The 20176-nt window shown below is 49.2% G+C and carries 16 protein-coding genes; 2 read left to right on the forward strand and 14 right to left on the reverse strand.

What is annotated here, in order from left to right:
- Positions 1-85: 85 nt before the first annotated feature.
- From ABEW34_RS22535 to cysT, 4 genes are read right to left on the reverse strand one after another with little or no spacing between them, the layout of a single operon-like run.
- Positions 86-1153 (reverse strand): sulfate ABC transporter substrate-binding protein, encoded by a 1068-nt coding sequence (locus ABEW34_RS22535; RefSeq protein WP_430161582.1) that lies wholly within the window; start codon positions 1151-1153, stop codon positions 86-88.
- A gap of 45 nt (positions 1154-1198) precedes the next feature.
- Entirely contained in the window at positions 1199-2263 is a 1065-nt protein-coding gene (locus ABEW34_RS22540; RefSeq protein WP_430161584.1) for a sulfate/molybdate ABC transporter ATP-binding protein, read from the reverse strand.
- Between the two features lie 3 nt (positions 2264-2266).
- The gene (locus ABEW34_RS22545) at positions 2267-3064 is read right to left on the reverse strand and encodes a sulfate ABC transporter permease subunit (protein ID WP_430161586.1); all 798 of its coding nucleotides are present in this window, start codon (positions 3062-3064) and stop codon (positions 2267-2269) included.
- Positions 3061-3876, reverse strand: coding sequence for a sulfate ABC transporter permease subunit CysT (gene cysT, locus ABEW34_RS22550; protein WP_430161588.1), 816 nt, complete (start codon positions 3874-3876; stop codon positions 3061-3063). Before cysT ends, ABEW34_RS22545 begins: the two co-directional genes overlap by 4 nt.
- 630 nt (positions 3877-4506) lie before the next feature.
- On the opposite strand from cysT, the gene ABEW34_RS22555 reads away from it, so the two are divergent.
- Positions 4507-5868 (forward strand): DJ-1/PfpI family protein, encoded by a 1362-nt coding sequence (locus ABEW34_RS22555; RefSeq protein ID WP_430161590.1) that lies wholly within the window; start codon positions 4507-4509, stop codon positions 5866-5868.
- A gap of 118 nt (positions 5869-5986) precedes the next feature.
- Here ABEW34_RS22555 and ABEW34_RS22560 read toward each other — a convergent pair whose 3' ends face one another.
- Together ABEW34_RS22560 and ABEW34_RS22565 are read right to left on the reverse strand one after the other, a co-directional pair.
- Positions 5987-6622, reverse strand: coding sequence for a YigZ family protein (locus ABEW34_RS22560; RefSeq protein WP_430161592.1), 636 nt, complete (start codon positions 6620-6622; stop codon positions 5987-5989).
- Positions 6623-6646: 24 nt separating this feature from the next.
- A complete protein-coding gene (locus ABEW34_RS22565) occupies positions 6647-7996 on the reverse strand; it encodes a glucose-6-phosphate isomerase (RefSeq protein ID WP_430161594.1) in 1350 nt (449 codons plus the stop codon).
- Between the two features lie 224 nt (positions 7997-8220).
- On the opposite strand from ABEW34_RS22565, the gene ABEW34_RS22570 reads away from it, so the two are divergent.
- Positions 8221-9117 (forward strand): NAD(P)-dependent oxidoreductase, encoded by an 897-nt coding sequence (locus ABEW34_RS22570; RefSeq protein ID WP_430161595.1) that lies wholly within the window; start codon positions 8221-8223, stop codon positions 9115-9117.
- Positions 9118-9246: 129 nt separating this feature from the next.
- Here the strand turns inward: ABEW34_RS22570 and ABEW34_RS22575 are convergent, their stop codons facing one another.
- The 8 genes from ABEW34_RS22575 to tkt form a co-directional block, all read right to left on the reverse strand.
- Entirely contained in the window at positions 9247-9804 is a 558-nt protein-coding gene (locus ABEW34_RS22575) for a DUF420 domain-containing protein (protein WP_099519147.1), read from the reverse strand.
- A gap of 189 nt (positions 9805-9993) precedes the next feature.
- Positions 9994-11622 carry a response regulator transcription factor gene (locus ABEW34_RS22580; protein WP_430161597.1) on the reverse strand — a complete coding sequence of 543 codons (1629 nt, stop codon included), beginning with the start codon at positions 11620-11622 and terminating at the stop codon, positions 9994-9996.
- Positions 11623-11718: 96 nt separating this feature from the next.
- Positions 11719-13467, reverse strand: a complete 1749-nt coding sequence (locus ABEW34_RS22585) for a sensor histidine kinase (RefSeq protein ID WP_430161599.1) — start codon at positions 13465-13467, stop codon at positions 11719-11721.
- Positions 13468-13569: 102 nt separating this feature from the next.
- The gene (locus ABEW34_RS22590) at positions 13570-15273 is read right to left on the reverse strand and encodes an extracellular solute-binding protein (protein WP_430161601.1); all 1704 of its coding nucleotides are present in this window, start codon (positions 15271-15273) and stop codon (positions 13570-13572) included.
- A 24-nt stretch (positions 15274-15297) separates the two neighbouring features.
- On the reverse strand, positions 15298-16179 hold the full coding sequence (locus ABEW34_RS22595) for a carbohydrate ABC transporter permease (RefSeq protein WP_430161603.1): 882 nt from the start codon (positions 16177-16179) through the stop codon (positions 15298-15300).
- A 12-nt stretch (positions 16180-16191) separates the two neighbouring features.
- A complete protein-coding gene (locus ABEW34_RS22600; RefSeq protein WP_430161605.1) occupies positions 16192-17121 on the reverse strand; it encodes an ABC transporter permease in 930 nt (309 codons plus the stop codon).
- Between the two features lie 330 nt (positions 17122-17451).
- On the reverse strand, positions 17452-17769 hold the full coding sequence (locus ABEW34_RS22605; protein ID WP_046233271.1) for a pyrimidine/purine nucleoside phosphorylase: 318 nt from the start codon (positions 17767-17769) through the stop codon (positions 17452-17454).
- 30 nt (positions 17770-17799) lie between these two features.
- Entirely contained in the window at positions 17800-19818 is a 2019-nt protein-coding gene (gene tkt, locus ABEW34_RS22610) for a transketolase (RefSeq protein ID WP_056041349.1), read from the reverse strand.
- Between the last annotated feature and the right edge of the window lie 358 nt (positions 19819-20176).

The following is a 20176-nucleotide window of genomic DNA, read 5'->3' on the forward strand; positions in this document are numbered from 1 at the left end:
GCCAGATCACAGGTTTGTTTGTTGTTGCAAGATTTATTACAATGTCTAATTCCATTGTTAAGTGCAACTGCACATTTGATCGAAATTAAATACCCGCAAGCACCTGATACCAGATACCCTTTTTGGAATAGAGCGTCTTCTTTACCTCGGGCCAGCCGCCGAGATAGCTGATGTCGAACAGCTGCTCGGGAACCACGTATTTGCTTGCCGATTCCTTCGCTACCGTCTCATTTACGGAACGGAAGCCGTAATCGACAAGCACACGCTGCGCTTCGTCGCTGTGCAAATAATGGATGAACGCCTCGGCCACCTCGCGAGTGCCGTGCTTGTCTACATTTTTGTCTACTACCGTCGCCGGGTTTTCAATCAAGATTGTGCTTTTCGGCACGACGATATGATAGTCCTTGCCCTGCTTAATGCGGGCGAGCAGTTCGTTCTCATACGTCACGATCACGTCGCCGACACCATATTCGAACGCCGCCATAGAGGCACGGCCGCTTTTATCGAGCGATTCCACGTTGGCATGGACAGCCTTGAGGAAGTTTTTGGCATAGGCCGGATCCTTGGTGCCTGTCTCTACTTCCGACTGCTTCAATCCCGCGCCATAAATCGCATTAATATCCCACTGGGCGCCGCCAGAGGTTTTTGGGTTCGGATAGACGACCTTGACTCCACTGCGAGTGAGATCGGACCAATCCTGAATGTTCAGCGGATTGCCTTCACGCGTGCCAAGCACAACAATCGACTTGGTCACGAATTCACCGTCCGCTTGCTTCTTCCAATTCGGGTCAATGAGTCCCGCATCGGCAATTTTGTTGATGTCGCCTTCCATCGCCAGCACCGCAACGTCGGCATTAAATCCGCCTATAATAGCCCGCGCTTGCGTCCCGGAGGCTTCATAGGATTCCTGAAATACAACCTTTTGTCCCGTTTGCTGAAGCCAGTAAGCCTGGAACTGCGGCAAAATTTCGGCGAAAGCATCCTTCACTATGGAGTATGCACCAATGACAAGCGTGACATCGCCGTTTGGAACGGAAGATTCCGCCGCCGGATCACTCTCCTGCGCCTCGCCACAGCCCGCTGCTGCAAGCAGCAGGGAGATGGCAAGCAGCAGGGCGAGCAAACGGCGGCCTGTTGTCTGAATAGCATTCATAATGGCATACAACTCTTTCTGCTCGATGTTTTCAAAACCAAGCTATTAGATATGAATTGGCATTGGATCTTCCTTCAGGCTGTTTTCCTGAATCCAGCTCTCTTGATCATTGAACAAATAAGCCCGATGCACCAGCACATGAACGCGGTCGCCCGGCTGCAGCACATCCTTCTCCAGCGAACGGTAGGTGACGAGCTTAACCGAGCCTACCTCTAGCTCGACCAGCCACTCGCTGCCGCGGAAATGAATATGCTTGACGCTTGCTTCCAGCGCGGCAGATGCAAGGCGAATTTCACCCGGCTTGCCGATTTCGATATATTCGGGACGGATAAGTGCCTTCGTGCCCGGTTTGCCAGCAGCAGATCCAAAGCCCTTCAACGCGCCCACATCCTCGACAATTGTCGATTCCCCGATAAAGCTCGCTACGAACGGCGTCTGCGGGTCCTTATAAATCGCCCAAGGTGAGCCCTTCTGCTCCAGCCTGCCCTTGCTGATAATCATAATTTCATCAGCGACCTCAATGGCCTCATCCTGGTCATGCGTAACAAATATCGACGTAATGCCAACGCGCTCAATCATTTCCTTGAGCCAGGTACGCAGCTCTGTGCGGATTTTCGCATCAATCGCCGCGAATGGCTCATCGAGCAGCAGCAGCTGCGGTTCAGGCGCGAGTGCTCTAGCAAAAGCGACACGCTGACGCTGACCTCCCGATAGCTGATGGGCATAACGATGCTCAAAGCCTTTCAGCCCTGTAAGCTCAACAAGGGTCATGACACGCTCGCGGATTTGTTCTTTGGTTTGCTTTTTCACCTTAAGTCCAAAAGCGATATTATCATAAACGGTCATATGCTTGAACAGTGCATAGTTCTGGAATACAAAACCGATTCCGCGCTCCTGCGGCGGCAAATCATTGACGCGCTTGCCATGGAATACGATATCGCCAGAGGAAGGCGATTCAAGCCCTGCCAGCATGCGGAGAATTGACGTTTTGCCGCCGCCGCTCGGCCCTAGCAGGCCAATAAGCTGGCCTTTCTTAATGTCGAAGCTGACATCCTGCACCGCATGAAAATCCCCGAAGCTTTTGTTTAAATTACGGACTTCAATATGCATGGCTCAATGCACTTCCTTTCGTTTCTTGGCCCATTCCATTAATAGCAGCAATCCAACGGAGAACGCCGCAAGCACGAGCGCAACCCCGTTCGCTGCCACAACATTAAAATTTTCCACATCCTGATACACGAGCGTCGTGGCCGTCTGCGTCTTATTCATAATATTGCCGGAGACGACGAGCACGGCGCCAAATTCACCAAGCGAGCGGGCAACCGTCAGCACAACTCCGTAAATGACACCCCAACGAATCGACGGCCATGTCACCTGCCAGAACGTATACCACGAGTATGCGCCAAGCGTAGACGCCGCTTCCTCCTGCTGGGCCCCGATTTCCTGCAATACGGGCAGTACCTCGCGCACCATAAGCGGGAAGGTGACGAACAGTGTTGCGAGCACCATGCCTGGCAAGGCATAGACGATTTTAAAGCCCGACGCTTCAAAAAAAGTTCCAATAATTGTACTTGGCCCAAGAATAAGGACAATCATTAGACCGCCGATAACAGGCGATACCGCAAACGGCAGATCGACCAAGCTGTTCAGCAGGCGCTTGATACGCGGCCCAATCCATTTTGCCCGTACCAGATAAAGCGCAAGCATGACGCCAAACAGCGTATTTAATGCGGTTACAATAACGACGATTAATGCGGTCATCTTAAGGGCATGAAGCGATTGCTGCCTTAGCAGCCCTTCCGTAAAGCCGCTCCAGCCCTCCGCCCAGGACCCGCGCACGATTTCGACAAGCGGTATGATGAGTAGAAGTATAAATACGACATAAGTGAGCGTAATCCAAAGTTTCCTCATTGGCCCGGCCTCCTGGATTGAATCAGGTTAACCGTCCACAAGATGACGAAGGACAAGGTGAGCAAAATAACGGAAACCGCGGCCGCTCCTTGCGGGTTGTCGCTTTCGATTTCCCCAAAAATATAAACCGATGCAATGAGCGTTTTGCCAGGAATGTTGCCTGCTACAAGCACAACTGCCCCAAACTCGGCTATGCCGCGCGAGAACGCCAGCATCGCTCCGCTAATAATACCCGGAACCATCGACGGTAAAATAATGCGAAAAAACGTCAGCGCTCTTGAAGCACCCATCGTATACGCCGCTTCTTCCTCCGAGCGATCCAGCTCCTCCAGCAAAGGCTGTACAGCGCGGATAACGAATGGGAAGGTGACGAACACCATCGCGATAATAATCGCCGGTTCATGGAATACAATGTCGAAGCCCAGCTTCGTCGCCAGTCCGCCAACAAAGCTGCGTGGGCCCAGCAGCAGCAAAATCATCAGCCCAGCAACCGCTGTGGGCAAAGCAAAAGGCAAATCGACGAGCGAATTGAGAAATCTTTTCCCGGGAAATTTGTAGCGGATAAGCACCCAGCCAATCATCGTTCCGAGAAAAATGTTGATAATCGTCGCAATAACGGCGAGCCTGACGGTGAGCAGCACCGCTTTCCACGCCAGAGGATCGCTTACACTTTCCCAAAATGGCTGCCAGCCAAGCGACAGCGATTGCGTGTAAATACCGAATATCGGAATGATTATCAGGATAATAAAATAAAGCATAACCGTACTTCGGAAGCCGAAGCTCCACCATTTGTTTCGAAACATAGCATTCACGTTGACATTACCCTCCAGACCATCGACTCGTGTCGTAGGTGAAACCACAGACGAACAGCGAAAAGTAAAAATGCAAGGTGAAACGGCTGTCGCCATCCTTTGGCGGTAAAGCTACCGTTTCGCGATGAAATATAAGCCCATTATAATTGTGTAACTTATAAATGCTTATATTTCGAAAAAAGATAATCCCTATTAACAAACTTGGTATTATCAATTTAGCAGATCATATTAGTCCAAGTCAATGCTAAATTGGCCTTTTGTTTGTGGAGTTCAATGGATTGCTGGAAATATGCTTATGAAGATGCTTTCCTGCGGAAAGCTTTAGGCGAACGCTCCGCTTCAGCCCAAACTTCCACTCCGCTCCTACAAAACCGCCAAAACCATCAATCAAAAGAAAGAAAGAAATTTCTGACGGATTCCGATTTTTCTGAAGGATTCTCCGAAAATAGCTCCTTCGAGTTATTGCTAATTTTAGTGTCTGGACTATAGTTTTGGAGCCCTTTCGACGCTGGTCTGGCTACTCTCCCAACTCGGGACCGAATCCTAAGCAGCGGATTGCTGATATTCTACTGTAGGAGGAAAAAAAAATAAGAATGGATCCAAATATCGTGAAACAAGGGAGAGTAAAAAATGAAAACCGTTCTGAGAATTATCGTTTGCTTGTGCTTATTAGTTGTACCTGTAGGAGCTGCAGGAGCCGCTGGCTATATCTATACAATGAATGATGTCATGTCGCTTTACGATAAAAGTACCCCATCTCTACAAAATGTGCAGGCACCCCCTTACGATTCGGGCAAGCCTACGGTAGCCGTTCTGCTTGCTGCGGAAGTTACCGAGGTTTTTGATTTCCTGGTACCCTATGAAATGTTCGCGATGACGGAAGCTTATAACGTGTATGGAGTTGCACCCGACCGCAATATCAAGTCACTAACAGGCGGCCTTGATGTTGTGCCGCATTATTCTTTCGAAGAAATGGACCATTTGCTGAATGGAAGCCCGGATATCATTGTCATTCCATTCATGCCTATATTGGATGAAAACAAATATGCACCCGTTCGCGAATGGATAAAAAAGCATGCTAGTGATCAGACGATACTGCTATCCATCTGTAATGGGGCCGAGAACTTGGCCAACACCGGCTTGCTGAGCGGTAAAGCTGCTACGACACACTGGGGTGATATAGACAGGCTGATCAAGACTTATCCCGATATTGACTGGAAGAAGGATCAGCGATACGTCCCTGTCGATCATATCGTATCCTCAGCGGGTCTTACTTCCGGGATTGATGCAACGTTGTATGTGATCTCGCAGCAATTGGGAGAGCCAGCAGCCGCAAAGATAGCAGCGGAGATGAAATATCCGTCCTACGCCTATGTGCGAAATCCACAAATAGAGCCCTTATCAGCAGGGCTTAGCGATTTAACCTATGTAGTTAACAATGCTTATCAGTGGAATAAAGTTAAAGCGGGCGTCCTGTTATACAACGGTGTAGATGAATTGGCATTGTCAGCGGCATTCGATACGTATTCGGCATCTGGAACAACGAAGACGATAACGGTATCCAGCTTTAATGAGCCAATCATCACCAAGCATCATTTGACTCTGGTTGCTAGAAACTCGATTAATAATGCGCCGAAGCTGGATAAAATGATCGTTGTCGGAGCGAAAGCACAAACAAAAGCGGGGCAGGATATCGAACGCTGGAGCACCGAAAACAAGGACACGCCAATGCTCATGCTGCATGAAGGCAAGGCTGAGCGGTTTGCTATGGAGCCTGCGTTTGAAGACTTGGCAAAGCAAGAAGATGTGCGTACAGCCCAATTCGCCGCAAAGCGTCTGGAATATCGCGCGACCGAGCAGCTCAACCTGCAAGGGGGTTCCTTTTCGCTTGAGGCGTTCGCCGTTCCTGCCTTCATAATGCTGCTTTCCTTGCTGGCAGCTTTTTATATAGACAGACGATTTTTTGCAAAGAAAACAAGACAGCAGAAATAAGCATAAAGTTCTGATTTCTGCAATGAGCCGCTTCGGATAACGGCAAAAACGCCTTATTCATTATCCCCAGCAATGGGTTTATGAATAAGGCGTTTTTTTAAGAACAGGCGACTTTGCTTTATTCGCCCTCAATATAATAGACGCTCTCGCCTGCTTCTATCTCGGCTTGGCCCTGCGTTAAATCCGTCATCCACGCGATAAAAGCTTCCGCCTCCGGCTCCACCGGCAAACAGCTGACGATGACGCGGTCGGTAAACGCCGTATCGCCTACGCGAATGCCACGGCCGTGCAGCTCATTCTCCAGCTTGCCATACCAGGTGTAGTCAACGGACACCCGCACCTCGCGGTGCAGGACGTTGACGATTTCATCAGCTGCTTCGATTCCGGCAACTGCGCCATCCGTGTATGCACGGACGAGGCCTCCAGCGCCCAGCATCGTGCCGCCAAAATAGCGGGTGACGACGACGGCGATATTTTTGAGACCCTTGTGCTTAATGACCTCCAAGATCGGCTTGCCCGCCGTGCCGCTTGGCTCGCCGTCGTCAGACTGCTTCTGGAATTGGTCGCGCTCCCCCACCATATAAGCGGAGCAGTTATGCGTTGCGGTTTTGTGCAGCCGCTTGATCTCGTCAATAAACTGCACGGCCTCCTCCTCGGTCTCTACCGGCTTTGCATGGCCAATAAAACGGGAGCGCTTGATGACGATTTCGGCATGGGCCTGCTGCCTAACCGTTCGGTAACGTTCAAGCTTCATCAGGAAGGCTGCCTGAAACGACGCCTACAGGCGCGCTTCCAGCTCCGCTTTCTCCTTCTCGTAGCCCGGTTTGCCAAGCAGCGCGAACATGTTTTTCTTGTAGGCTTCTACGCCCGGTTGGTCAAACGGATTTACGCCGAGCAGGTAGCCGCTGATGCCGCAAGCCTTCTCGAAGAAATACACGAGATAGCCGAAGGTGTATGGCGAGAAATCCGCAATGTTGACGATAAAGTTAGGAACTTGGCCGTCTGTATGCGCAAGCAAAGTGCCTTCAAAAGCTTTTTTGTTGACGAAGTCCATCGTTTTGCCTGTCAGGAAGTTCAGACCATCCAGATCCGCATCGTCATGGCCGATGGAAATGTGCTCGGACACTTCCTTCACTTGAATAACGGTTTCGAAAATGTTGCGGTTGCCCTCTTGGATGAACTGGCCCATCGAGTGAAGGTCTGTCGAGAAATCAACGGAGGACGGGTAGATTCCTTTGTAGTCCTTGCCTTCGCTCTCGCCAAACAGCTGCTTCCACCACTCCGATACGAAGTGAAGCGACGGCTCGTAGTTCACGAGAATTTCAGTTGTTTTTCCTTTGCGATACAGCGAGTTGCGGGCAGCCGCGTATTGGTAGGCTTCATTTTCAGCCAGATTCGGGTTGCTGTATTCTTTGGCAGCGTCAGCCGCGCCTTTCATGATTGCATCAATATCAACGCCAGCTGCTGCAATTGGCAGCAAGCCTACAGCTGTCAATACGGAATAACGGCCGCCAACGTCATCAGGGATGATGAACGATTCGTAGCCTTCTTCGGATGCGAGCTTCTTGAGCGCGCCTTGCTGTTTGTCCGTCGTTGCATAAATACGCTTGCGTGCAGCTTCCTTGCCGTATTTTTTCTCCAGCAGTTCACGGAACAGACGGAAAGCAATCGCTGGCTCAGTCGTTGTGCCGGATTTGGAAATAACGTTGATCGACCAGTCGCGGCCTTCAAGCAGCTGCGTCAAATGCGTCACGTAAGTGGAGCTGATGTTGTTGCCGGCAAAAAGCACTTGCGGCGTCTTGCGCTGCTCATGCGGCAGCAGGTTATAGAAGGAATGCGACAGCATTTCGATCGCTGCGCGCGCGCCCAGATAGGAACCGCCGATGCCGATTACGATCAGCACCTCGGAGTCCGATTTGATTTTTTCAGCCGCTTGCTTAATGCGGGCGAATTCTTCTTTGTCATAGTTTTCAGGAAGGTCAATCCAACCCAGGTAGTCAGAGCCTGTCCCCGTGCCGTTATGTAGTTGGTCATGCGCAAGGCGAACTTGCTGCGTCAAGTTGTCGATCTCATTTTGCCCAATAAAAGTTAGTGCTTTGCTGTAATCGAAATGTACCGTTTTACTCATAAACAAATAAGCCTCCTTAGGAATATAAACAGCATCTCAGCCGTTTTCAAAATATTGTACGACTAACGGCGAGGCTCAAGCTCCCCACTGATAATCAACATCATGTATAGCGTCAAAATCTACAATATCGGATTTAAACTATAAAAACAAGCTTATAACAATGAAATCTTGATGAAGAAGCCGTATAATGAAAGGAAAACGCTAGCCATGGGAGGAACCTATTGATGAAAACAGCAGCATTTATCGGACTTGGTGTAATGGGTATGGGAATGGCGGCAAACCTGCTGCGCAAAGGCTACAGCGTCACGGTGTACAACCGTACACCCGGAAAAGCGGCAGCGCTAATTGAGCTTGGAGCGACAGAAGCATTAACTCCGGCCGAAGCGGCCGCTGGCAATGACGTCGTGATTACGATGATCAGCAATGATCAAGCGATTCGGGACGTTTATTATGGTGAAAATGGGATTTTCAGCGCCGTCCGTTCCGGTGCTGTGCTTATCGATAGCAGCACCATCTCGCCAAGCTTGGCGCGCGAGCTTGCAGCAGCCGCCGAGCAGAAAGGCGCCTCGTTCCTTGATGCTCCGGTTACAGGCAGCAAGCCGGCAGCCGATGCGGGGACGCTTGTATTTATGATTGGCGGCAGCAAGGCGGTGCTCGACGCCAATGACGACATTTTGCTGGCAATGGGCGGCAAGCTCATCTATATGGGACTAAACGGCAGCGGCTCCATCGCCAAGCTGGCGCATAATACAATTGTCGGCATCAACGTTGTGGCCCTGACAGAAGGCATGGCGATTGCCGCAAGCGGCGGACTCGACAGCAATGCGTTTCTAGAGCTGGTGCAAGCCGGCAGCGCATCGAGCAAATCCGCTGAGCTGAAGGGACCTAAGCTGATCAATGCCAACTACGATGTGCAATTTTCGCTGGAGCTGATGCTCAAGGATCTCAAGCTGTCCTCCGTGCTGTCAGACAGCCTGCGGGTGCCTACCCCGCTGCTGGAATCGGCGAAGAGCATGTTCCAGGTCGGCGAGTCAATGGGACTGAGCGAGCTGGATATGTGCGCCGTAGCGCAAGCTTACGAGCAGTATATCGGGCGTAAGCTCGGCGGCGGCAGCCTGTAAGCCTATCTTGCGTGCTAGGCTTGCCTTGTATATTCCTTTAATTATAAAACCGGGTACGGCATGTCCTTCTAAAGAGACAAGCCGTACCCGGTTTTATTTTTGCAAGGCGAAGCAGTTATCCGCCCCTCCTTAATAATACGGCGATATCATCAAATACACGACAACGCCCGTAAAGCTGACGTAGAGCCAGATAGGCATCGTCCATCTCGCGATTTTGCGGTGGCGCTCCACCTGCATCGAGAGGCCTCTGGCTACAGATATGAGCGCCAGCGGCACAACGACGATTGCCAGTAAAATATGCGTGATCAGCACGAAGAAATAAATGCTTTTCAACGCCCCTTCGCCGCCGTATTTCGTCGATTCCGTCAAATAGTGGTAGGTCACATAGGATACCAGAAACAAGGTCGTCGAGACGAATGCCGCTCCAATAAAACGGCGATGCAGCTTGATGTTCTTTTTGATAATCGCAACTAAAGCGACGACCAGAGCAATAAACGTAAAGCAGTTAAAAATAGCATTGAGCAGCGGCAGCAGCTTCACATTAAAGCCAAGCTCCCCATCATAGGCCGGCAGAAAAAACAGCACCGTCACCAGCCCTACGATCACAACGGTCAAAATCGCAATCAGCGGCGTATAGTTTTTGTCCGGCAGCAGTTTAAGCGACTGCTCCTGTTCCCTTTTATTCATCGCTTCTTCCTCCTACAAATATGCTTCATCATATACTTTCCTATATTTCAAGCGGAAAACACAAGCTTCCTTTCCGATTATGCCATGCCAAAGGAAGCTTTTTCAGACGTTTATGTCACAAAAAATCGAATTCTGGGCATGAATTAGAAAAGTTGACACATATGAAGCTCGAGCCGGGGACAACGCAGCTTATACCGAATGAAGCTCCCGATAATCCTGCGGGGTCATGCCGTACACCTTCTTGAATACTTTGATAAAATAAGGCGCATTCTGGTAGCCGACTTTACTGCCGATTTCATAGATTTTCAGCTTTGAGTTGCGGAGCCAATAAGCCGATTTCTCCATGCGTATCCGCTGGATGTATTCGCTCAAGCTTTCATCGGTTGCCGCCTTATATACTTGAGAGAGATACACGGGGTGCAAAAAAACATGCTCTGCAATCATCGTCAGGGAAATCGTATGCGCAAGCTGCTCGTCAATGAATCGCTGCACCTTCTTAATGAGCCTGGAATGGCTGCCCATTGCCTCGGTCTCAAGCGCGCTGCGCATGTTTTCCGCCAATCGCATGAGCTTATCCCGCAGCAGCCGCTGCTGTCTTAAAGACTCGAATGCCATCATATGCTGTTCCTCTATTTCCAAAAAGTCAAACAAGCCATATCCGCTTTTATGGGCAATAAAGCTAAGTGTCCCTGTAACAGCACAATAAACCTCCAATGAATGCTCTGCGGAGCCATCGAAATCAGTCTCAAGCTCATCGAAAATCAAGCCCAGCTTCTCCATGAAGGAATCCCATCTTCCTGACTCCAGCAGATCCGGCAGCAGCGGCGGCTCATACAAATGCTTGAAGGTGCGGACCGGCGCCAGCACACGCTGCTCGCCGAGCGAGAGAAACAATCCCCTGCCAGCGCCAATATGCTTGATATAAGCCGTCAGCGCAAGATGATAGGAGGATGACAAATGATCGGGAAACAGGTCCCAAGCACCGATAACAATCGAGATTGACCCCTTCAAATATCGCTGAACCTGCTGCTGCAAATATAGGCAGCGCCGCATAAGCTCCTGCTCCGCCAATCCGCCAGCGATGCTGCTGCTCCCATCCAAAGCTTGGACCACAACGGCCAAATAGTCACGGGAATCGCTGCACATCCATATTTGATAAAAATCGCTGAGCACCTCCTCGGCAATATTGCCAACCGCATATTCGAGCAAAGTCCGATCATTGTGCCCATATTGGAAAAAAGGCTCCTCTAAACGGATAAGCAGCAAACTGGCAGCGTGCTCCAGCGAGAAGGGAAGCGCGAGCTTCTGGAGCCTCTTTTCCAAAGCAGCTGGTGTGATCGCCCGATTTTCGAGCAAATCAATCAGCAAATTCCGCTGCAGCAGCGGCAAATTTTCCCGTAATGCCCGCTGTGTGTTATCACGCGAAATGGCTGCTTCCCTCTCCTTCTGCACAGCCAGCAGCGCCTTCTTAACTGCGCTAATCAGATCCTCGTCATTGACCGGCTTGAGCAAATAATTAGAGGCGCCGCTAGTCAGCGCTTCCTTGGCATATTCAAATTCAGCATAGCCTGTCAGCAAAATGACAGCGGTTGAGCTTGACGATTTTCGCACGCGCTCCATCAGTTCTAGACCGGAAATGCCCGGCATCCGTATATCCGTAATCATTAGATCAATGAAGCATTTGCGCATAATGGCCAGTGCATCCGAAGCTGAAAAAGCTTTATGAATCTCAATGTCGGCCATACCGAATTCAAGCAGCGTTGCCGCAACCCCTTCAACTACCGAACGTTCATCATCAACGATCAAAAGCTGGTACATGGCCGAATCTCCTTTTTTTCCTGACATGCTTACAGCATCGCGTACAGCGTACATCGGGTACAGCCTTCATTCGTTCACTATCACTATCACTGTCACTCACTCCCGTTCACTTGGAAGGGCACTCCACCGTATCGTTGCGCGAAGGCCCCCATCAGCGGACTGCTCCAGCGTGAGGCCAGACTTTCCACCGTATTTATGAACAAGTCGCTGTTGAACGTTGCGCAGGCCGCAGCTCTCGTCCAGCACCGCATTAGAGCTGATTTTCTGCCGCAGCAGCCGCAGCTCCTGCTCACTGAGACCCACACCATCATCTTCACATACGATTTCATATCCCTGCTCGCCGATTAAGCCAATAACTCTAATCATGCCCGCCCCTTCTCTTGGCTCTAAGCCATGAATAATGGCGTTCTCAATTATCGGCTGCACGATCAGCCTCGGCAGCTTGAGCTCCAGCATCGCATCCGGAATTTTTATTTGAAAGTGGATGCGGTCCATCCTCATTTTTTGAATCGACAAATAGTTGTGAATCAGCTTGATTTCCTCACGCAGCGTCGTTTCCTGCTGATCTACATGCGTCGTATAGCGGTAATAGTCGCCAAGCTTGACCGCCATTGCCATTACCGCATCCCGCTCGCCAATGCGCGTCATATTTTTAATGAAAAACAAGCAATTGTATAGGAAATGTGGATTAATTTGCGATTGCAGCTGCTTCAGCGTAGCTTCTCTGGCATGCAGCTTCTCCGCATAGATGCTGTTGATTAAATGCTGGATTTGCTCGCTCATCAAATTGAACTGCTCAAATAAATAACCGAATTCATCATGCTTGCGGCTGCCAACACGTACGGAATAATCGCCCCTGCGCAGTCGCTTGGCGGCCAAATACAGCTCCCGGATCGGAACCTGCACATTACGATAAAGCAAAAATGCAGATAACACACTTATGAGCAAGATTAAACTCAGCGATAGCCAAAACCAATTTCGGCTAGAGGTTATCGGTGTTAGAATGTTCTCCAGCGGCATGTATTCGATTAAATACCAGCCTGTAGCCTCCGACTTGGCATAAAGAATCATATACTGTTCGTTTTGCAACGAGGCTAGAAACGTCCCTTGCTTGACATCCTTCTTATTATTCTCAAACAGAGGCAGCAGTTCATTAATTCGCTTCATGTCCGCTGTACGCGCAACGATGGGCGCTTCATTTTCATGAAATAAAAAAGGGTCGCCGGGGCTGTCCGCCTTAAACCGGGTCAGCATATCCGCAATATCTTTCGTATCGACCCGAATCTCGCCTACCAGATCAGCTTGCTCCAAATCCTCATAAACGAACAGCGGCTCCACAATCCGATAAACGAAAGCGTTCGGTATTCGGCTGTTATCCTCTGCGGAATAAGTCCAGATGAAAGGCTTGAGCCCGCCTCCGTGCACCATATCGACGAATTTTTGCTTATAGGAAATAGAGTTATGCGTACTGACTACTTCTCCTGAAAGGGGCGCAAATAACGTATATGCACGCTCCAGGATGCCTGCCTTCCCTTTAATCTCCAAATCCTCCTGCACGCTCAGCTTTGCCTCAAACAGCTCGGAATCCGTGCTAGCGGGAGGCAGCGATATAAAGGCGCGTACTAGCGGCTCAATTCCTAAATTATTGACTGAGATCATATATTGATCGAATTCAGCATCTATCTGCTGTACAAAAAAAGAAAGCTTGTCCCCGCTGTTTTGCCTGATTTGCTCTTCTACAACATGAATGCTTATTTGGTTCGAATAGGAATACAAACCGACAATAGGGATGAGCAGCAGCCCCATAATGGCTAATATTTTTTTGAAAATATTTGATTTCTCCATTACGGAGCCTTCCTCCCTGAGCAAGAAAAGCGCCCTATTCCCCTCCTTAAGGGAACGGACGCTCCTGTTGCCTAATGTTCGATTGTTGGATTGTTGGATTACTTATTTTTGAACAGCGGCATACCATTCATTAACCTCTTCGGTAATGGTGTCCCCAGCAGAAGCCTTCCACTGTGTGACGAACGTGTCAAAGGAATCAATCGGACTGCCGCCATAAATGATTTTATTAAACGTTTCCTTCTCGCTTTTGTTCAGGAAATCCCAGCGCTTCTTGTAGGTTTTGGTCGGAGAGCCAATGTACAGATTTGGCAGCGCATATTCCCGCTGGCTGTAGTTGACAGCACCAGCATTCACATTTTTATCCGGCTCTCTGAACTGCTTCTGCTCGAATGCCGTCGCTGGCTCCTTGCCACCCGCCAAATCGCTCATTGTCTTCATAACTAAAGAAGGGATGCGGGCTCCATCAAACAGCAGCGTATATTTCTCAACATTCATCAGCGGCTTGTCTGCCGGAAACTTATCTGCATCCCAGACTGGCTGCCCATCCTGAAGCATAAAATCATAGCCTTCTTTAAATCCGTGTTCAAACGGACTTCCCGGCTGTGGATTGCCCTGCTGTTCATATAACAGATTGGCATACATAAAAAAAGCTTCCGGATGCTTGAAGTCCTTATTAATTAAAATAACGCCATTGCCCGTACCCGATTTGCTGCGGCCAATTTTCCCATCCGGTCCTGCAGGCAGCGGATATGCGCTGTAGTCGGCATTTTTATCTACCTCTTTAACTGCTGGCAGCGGCCAGCCTCCTGCCCAATACGGAGCAGCCACGATTCCCGCCTTGCCTGATGAAAATAATTCAGCCGCCTTGCCCTCATCGTGCAATCCTGCTTCCTTGTGGATGTAGCCCTTCTCCATCCACTCCTTCAGCTTCGCAAGCACCGTCTTCACTTCCGGGGCAATCGAGCCGTATGCAAGCTTGCCTGTCGCGGCATCCAAATTCCACTGCCCCGGCATCGCACCATAAGCTCCGAACAGGAAATCCGCATCAGCGAGTCCCCAGGTGTTCATGCCATTTTTCAAGCCAACAGCCAGCCCTACGGTGTCCTTCTTGCCATTGCCGTCTGGATCGGCATTCGTGAACTGCTCCATCATTTTTTCCATCTCTTCGATCGTTTGTGGCGCCTTCAAATTCAGCTTTTTCATCCAATCATCCCTGATCCATAAAACAGTATCATTATTGTTGGAGTAATCGAGAATCGGAATCGCGTACCGTTTGCCATCCCGAACATAAGGATACCAGACTGTTTCGTCTTCCGCCATCGCTGCTTTGTAGGCATCGCCCGCATACTTGTCGAACAGGTCGCCAACGTCTGCGAACTTGCCGGAGTCAATTAAGGCGTCAATAACATCCTGGGAACCCCGATATTGAATAATATCAGGAAGGTCCTCGTTCGCGGACAAAATCAAGCGGATTTTCGTATCAATCGCGCTGCTGTCGGCTGTCCATAAATAATTGAGATCGATATTGAACGTATCCTTGGCCCACTGGACATGAGGATTATTGTTGATGTCCTCCCCGGCGCGAAACTTCACATCAGTGGTCATCTGGCGAACGATATTGATTTTAAGCGGCTCCTCGTATTTGCCTGCTTTCATCGCTTCAGCTGCGGCTTCCACAGCTTGCGGCTGCGAAGCGTTATTTGACGCTTCCTCATTTACGGCCGATGAGCAGGCGCTCAAAGCAGTCACCCCCAGCATTATAGCGCTCCATAATGCGGTCGTTTTCCTCCAGCTTTTATTCATCATAGATACTCCCCCTATTTAATGGCACTATTCCTTCACGGAACCGAGCACAATCCCTTTAACGAAAAATTTTTGCAGAAACGGATATACGATAATAATGGGCAGCGTAGCAATAAAAATCTGCGCCGTTTTCACCGTCCGGTTCGACAGCTCCTTCATTTCATCCGCATTGACGCTCATGCTGCTTAAGTCCCGCTGGACTACAATCGTCTGTAAAAGCGTAGACATAGGATACTTTTCGGCATGAGTCATGTAAATCAGTCCATCAAACCAAGCATTCCAATGACCGACCATTGTGAAGAGGCCGATCGTTGCCAGCGATGGGAGCGATATCGGCAAATAAATTTGCCATAATGCGCGAAAGTGGCCCGCTCCATCTATAAACGCCGCTTCCTCTAGCGCTTTCGGCACCGATGTGCGGAAAAAATTCATCAATAAAATCGTATTATAAACGCTAACAGCTCCCGGAAGCACAAGTGCCCATACCGTATTGAGCAGCCCCAGCTTTTGTACGACGATATAACCGGGAATCAGACCGCCGCTAAACAGCATTGTAAATACGAAAAACCAGGCATATATATTTCTGCCCCTGAATTCAGAGCTCTCTTTAGACAAGGCATAACCAATCAGAATGGACAAGGAGAGCGCAATCGCTGTGCCAAGCACCGTTCGAATGATTGAATTTCCAAAAGAGCCGATGAAAAAAACATTCGATAATGTAGCCTTATAGGCATCTAGCGAAAAACCGACCGGCCATAGCTTTACCAAATTGGCATCGGCTGCTGTAGAGGTACTGAATGATACCGCAAGCACATGAAGGAGCGGTGCTATACACATGAAGGACAACAAGGCTAGAAAAATAACGTTGAATGTAGAGAAAACACGATACGAAATTGAACGATGAAACATACCGCTCCCCCCTTAAAAAATACGATAATTGGCCAGCTTGTAGGCAAGCCTGTATGAAATAATAATCAATATAAAGCTCACTAGCGATTTGAACACGCCAACCGCTGTACCGAATCCAAAATCGCCACCCAGCAAGCCTACTCTGTAAACATAGGTGTCGATAATATCTCCTTTTTCATAAACAAGCGGGTTATATAGATTAAAAATCTGGTCGAACCCGGCATTGAGCACATTGCCAAGCGATAAGATCGCAACCACAATCGTAATGGGCAAAATAGACGGGATCGTTATTGAAAGCGTCTGACGCCAGCGATTCGCCCCATCAATAAGCGCCGCTTCATAATATTCGGGATTTACGCCCGCAAGCGCCGCTAGAAAAATAATGGTCGAGAAGCCGAAATCCTTCCATACATCGCTGACAATGACCGTAAATCTAAACCAATTCCCATCGCCAAGGAAAAAAATCGGCTCGATTCCAAACACCGCAAGCAGTTGATTGACAAGCCCGCCATCTGTAGAGAGCATATCAAGCAAAATGCCCCCAAGAATGACCCAGGACAAAAAGTGGGGCAAATAGACGAGCGTTTGCACAAACCGTTTAAACAGCATTTTACGCACTTCATTAAGCAGCAGCGCAAAAACGAATGGAACAATGAGATGCGCTACAATTTTGATGCCCGCGATCAGCAGCGTATTCCAAATGACTTGCCTAGCATCCGGATATTCAAACATCAGCTTGAAATTTTCCATGCCGACCCATTCGGAATCCAAAAATCCAAGCTGGGGCTTATAATCCTGAAAGGCCATAATGAGACCGAGCATCGGCAAATATGAAAAGATCAGAACAAGGACAATTCCCGGAATAAGCATGACGTGCAATGGCCAAACAAGCTTGAAATTCCACCTCCGCATCGCTCTTTGTTTCAATAGCTTCCCCTCCATTTAACCATCTTCTTGTTTATTGTTAGCGGTTACAGAAGCTATTGTAGCTTTCGGAAGCAGCGCGGAGATATAACAATGTTTTAGGATTCATGTTGCATAGTTAAGGAAACGTCCAGTGAGAATAATAATGAGGGGCAGGATGGAATGAAAAGGGTGGAGGAGGATAGAGGAACGGTGATAAATGAAAAGGAACGACGATAGACAAGACGATAGACAAGCATGAACGACGATGAACAACCTTGAACGACTATAAATGACTATAAAGAAAAATGTACGACGAAAAGGGCTGCTTCGCATATGCGAAGCAGCCCTTCCTTTGATTTTGGAATCTTATTCGTAAATGTACGAGCAGCAGTAATCTGCTACCGTTGCAACCTGAAGCTTGAATTTCGTGTTGGCAGGCACAGTGAACTCGCCTTTGCCTTGAATGTGCAGCCACTCCGTCTCGCCTGGAAGCAGCACTTTCAAATCACCAGCAAGAATTTCCATAATTTCTACGCAGTCCGTACCGAACTCGTAGTCGCCTGGCAGCATAATGCCGAGCGTTTTTTTCGTTCCGTCCGCGAACAATACAGCGCGGCTTGTTACCTTACCGTCAAAATAAACGTTAGCTTCTTTGACGACCGTTACATTTTCAAATTGAGACATGGCGGGTATAATCTCCTTCTATTTCGAAAATTAAAGTACGGATTTCACTTTACTTACAACGTTCTCAACCGTGAAGCCATATTCAGCAATGACGCGATCGCCAGGAGCCGAAGCGCCGAAACGGTCGATACCGATAATCGTGCCTTGATCGCCAACATAACGCTCCCAGCCGAATGGGGAAGCCATCTCGATAGCAACGCGAGCTTTAACTTCAGGAAGCAATACAGAATCTCTGTAAGCTTTGTCCTGCTTCTCGAACAGATCCCAGCTCGGAAGGCTGACAACGCGAACTTGAATGCCTTCTTCTGCAAGAGCTTTCTGAGCAGCAACAGCCAGTTGAACCTCGGAGCCTGTAGCAATGATTTGCGCTTGCGGCTTGCCGTCTTTTGCATCGGATACAACGTATCCGCCGCGGCGAATGCCATCGCGAGCGTTATCTACAGAACCTTCAAGAATCGGCAGGTTTTGGCGAGTCAGAACAAGCGCTACTGGATTGCTTGTGTTCTCCAGCGCATAAGCCCATGCTGCGGAAGTTTCGTTGCCGTCAGCTGGACGAATAACCGTCAGGTCAGGAATGATGCGGATCGATGCAAGCTGCTCGATTGGCTCATGTGTAGGACCGTCTTCGCCGACAGCAATACTGTCATGCGTCAGTACGTATACTACAGGAAGCTTCATCAGAGCTGCCAGACGAATAGCTGGACGCAGGTAGTCGGTAAATACGAAGAACGTACCGCCGAAAACTTTCAGACCAGTATGAAGGGCAATACCGTTCATTGCAGCAGCCATACCAAACTCACGAACACCGAAATAAATATTGCGGCCATCGTAGCTGCCTGGCTTGAACACTGGCAAGCCTTTCAGGTGTGTCATTGTCGAGCTTTCAAGGTCAGCGGAGCCGCCAACAAGGCTAGGAACATTTTTCGCCAGGCCGTTCAGGGCATTACCGGAAGCTACGCGAGTCGATACAGGCTTGTCTTCTGTTGTGTAAACCGGAAGGTCTGCATCCCAGCCAGCTGGCAATGAACCGGAAGTTGCGATTTCGAATTGAGCAGCAAGCTCAGGATTCGCTTTTTTGTATTCAGCAAACAAAGCATCCCATTTCGCATTCGACTCTTCGCCTTGCTTCTTCACTTCTGCGAAGTGTGCGCGAACTTCGTCTGGCACGAAGAACTGATTGTCTTCTTCCCATCCGTAGAACTGCTTAGTCAGCTTCGTTTCTTCAGCGCCCAGCGGCGATCCGTGAGGACCTGCATGTCCGCCTTTGCCGCCTTTGTTCGGGCTGCCGTAACCGATAACGGTCTTCACTTCGATCAAAGTCGGTTTAGCATGGTCTGTTTGCGCTTCTGCAACCGCTTTGGACAAAGCATCCAGATCGTTGCCGTCTTCTACGCGCAGCACTTGCCAGCCGTAACCTTCAAAACGCTTCTGAACGCTCTCCGAGAAGGACAGGCTCAGTTCGCCATCTAGAGAAATATCGTTTGAATCATATAGGACAACCAATTTGCCGAGCTGCATGTGACCAGCCATGGAAGCCGCTTCATGCGAAATACCTTCCATTAAATCGCCGTCGCCACAAATGGCATAAGTATAATGGTCGATTACGTTAAAGCCTTCTTTATTGTAAGTAGCAGCAAGCTGTGCTTCTGCAAGCGCCATACCAACGCCCATAGCCACGCCTTGCCCCAGTGGACCAGTCGTTGCGTCAACGCCAGCTGTGTGGCCAAATTCAGGGTGACCCGGAGTCAGGGAGCCCCATTGACGGAAGTTTTTCAGTTCCTCAATTGGAAGATCGTAGCCAGACAGGTGCAGCAGGCTGTAAAGCAGCATGGAGCCATGCCCTGCGGAAAGTACGAAACGATCGCGATTTACCCAAGTCGGGTTAGCCGGATTGTGAACCATGTTTTTAGCGAAAAGCTGATAACCCATTGGAGCTGCACCCATAGGCATGCCTGGGTGTCCAGATTTTGCTTTCTCAATCGCATCGATCGCAAGCGTACGGATCGTATCAATCGAAAGCTGGTCAACTGATTTTTGAGTAACTGTCATTAGCTTGTTTCCTCCTAAAATCCATTCTGGTCTTTTTGTTTTAAGTGTTGCTCTCTCTTTAGAAGCATGGCAAGCGTAAACGGCTTGCGCCGTCCTCTGGTGGCGCGGCGCGTTTCAGTCCGAGAAATATAGAGAAAGGATGAAAAAAATCATAGCCTTTCCTATATTTCAAGCGTAAACGGCTTTCTCCGTCCTCTGGCGGCAAAGCTTCCGTTTCGAGGGTGAAATATAAGCCCATTTATAAGTGTAAAACTTATAAATTCTTATATTTTGAAAAAGCTACTTTCCTGCGGAAAGCCTGCATTTTTCAACATGCTTATAGGTGTTGCGCAATTGAACACAATGGCTTTGAACATTG

It is taken from the genome of Paenibacillus algorifonticola (assembly GCF_050481745.1).
In the GTDB taxonomy this organism is placed as follows: domain Bacteria; phylum Bacillota; class Bacilli; order Paenibacillales; family Paenibacillaceae; genus Pristimantibacillus; species Pristimantibacillus algorifonticola_A.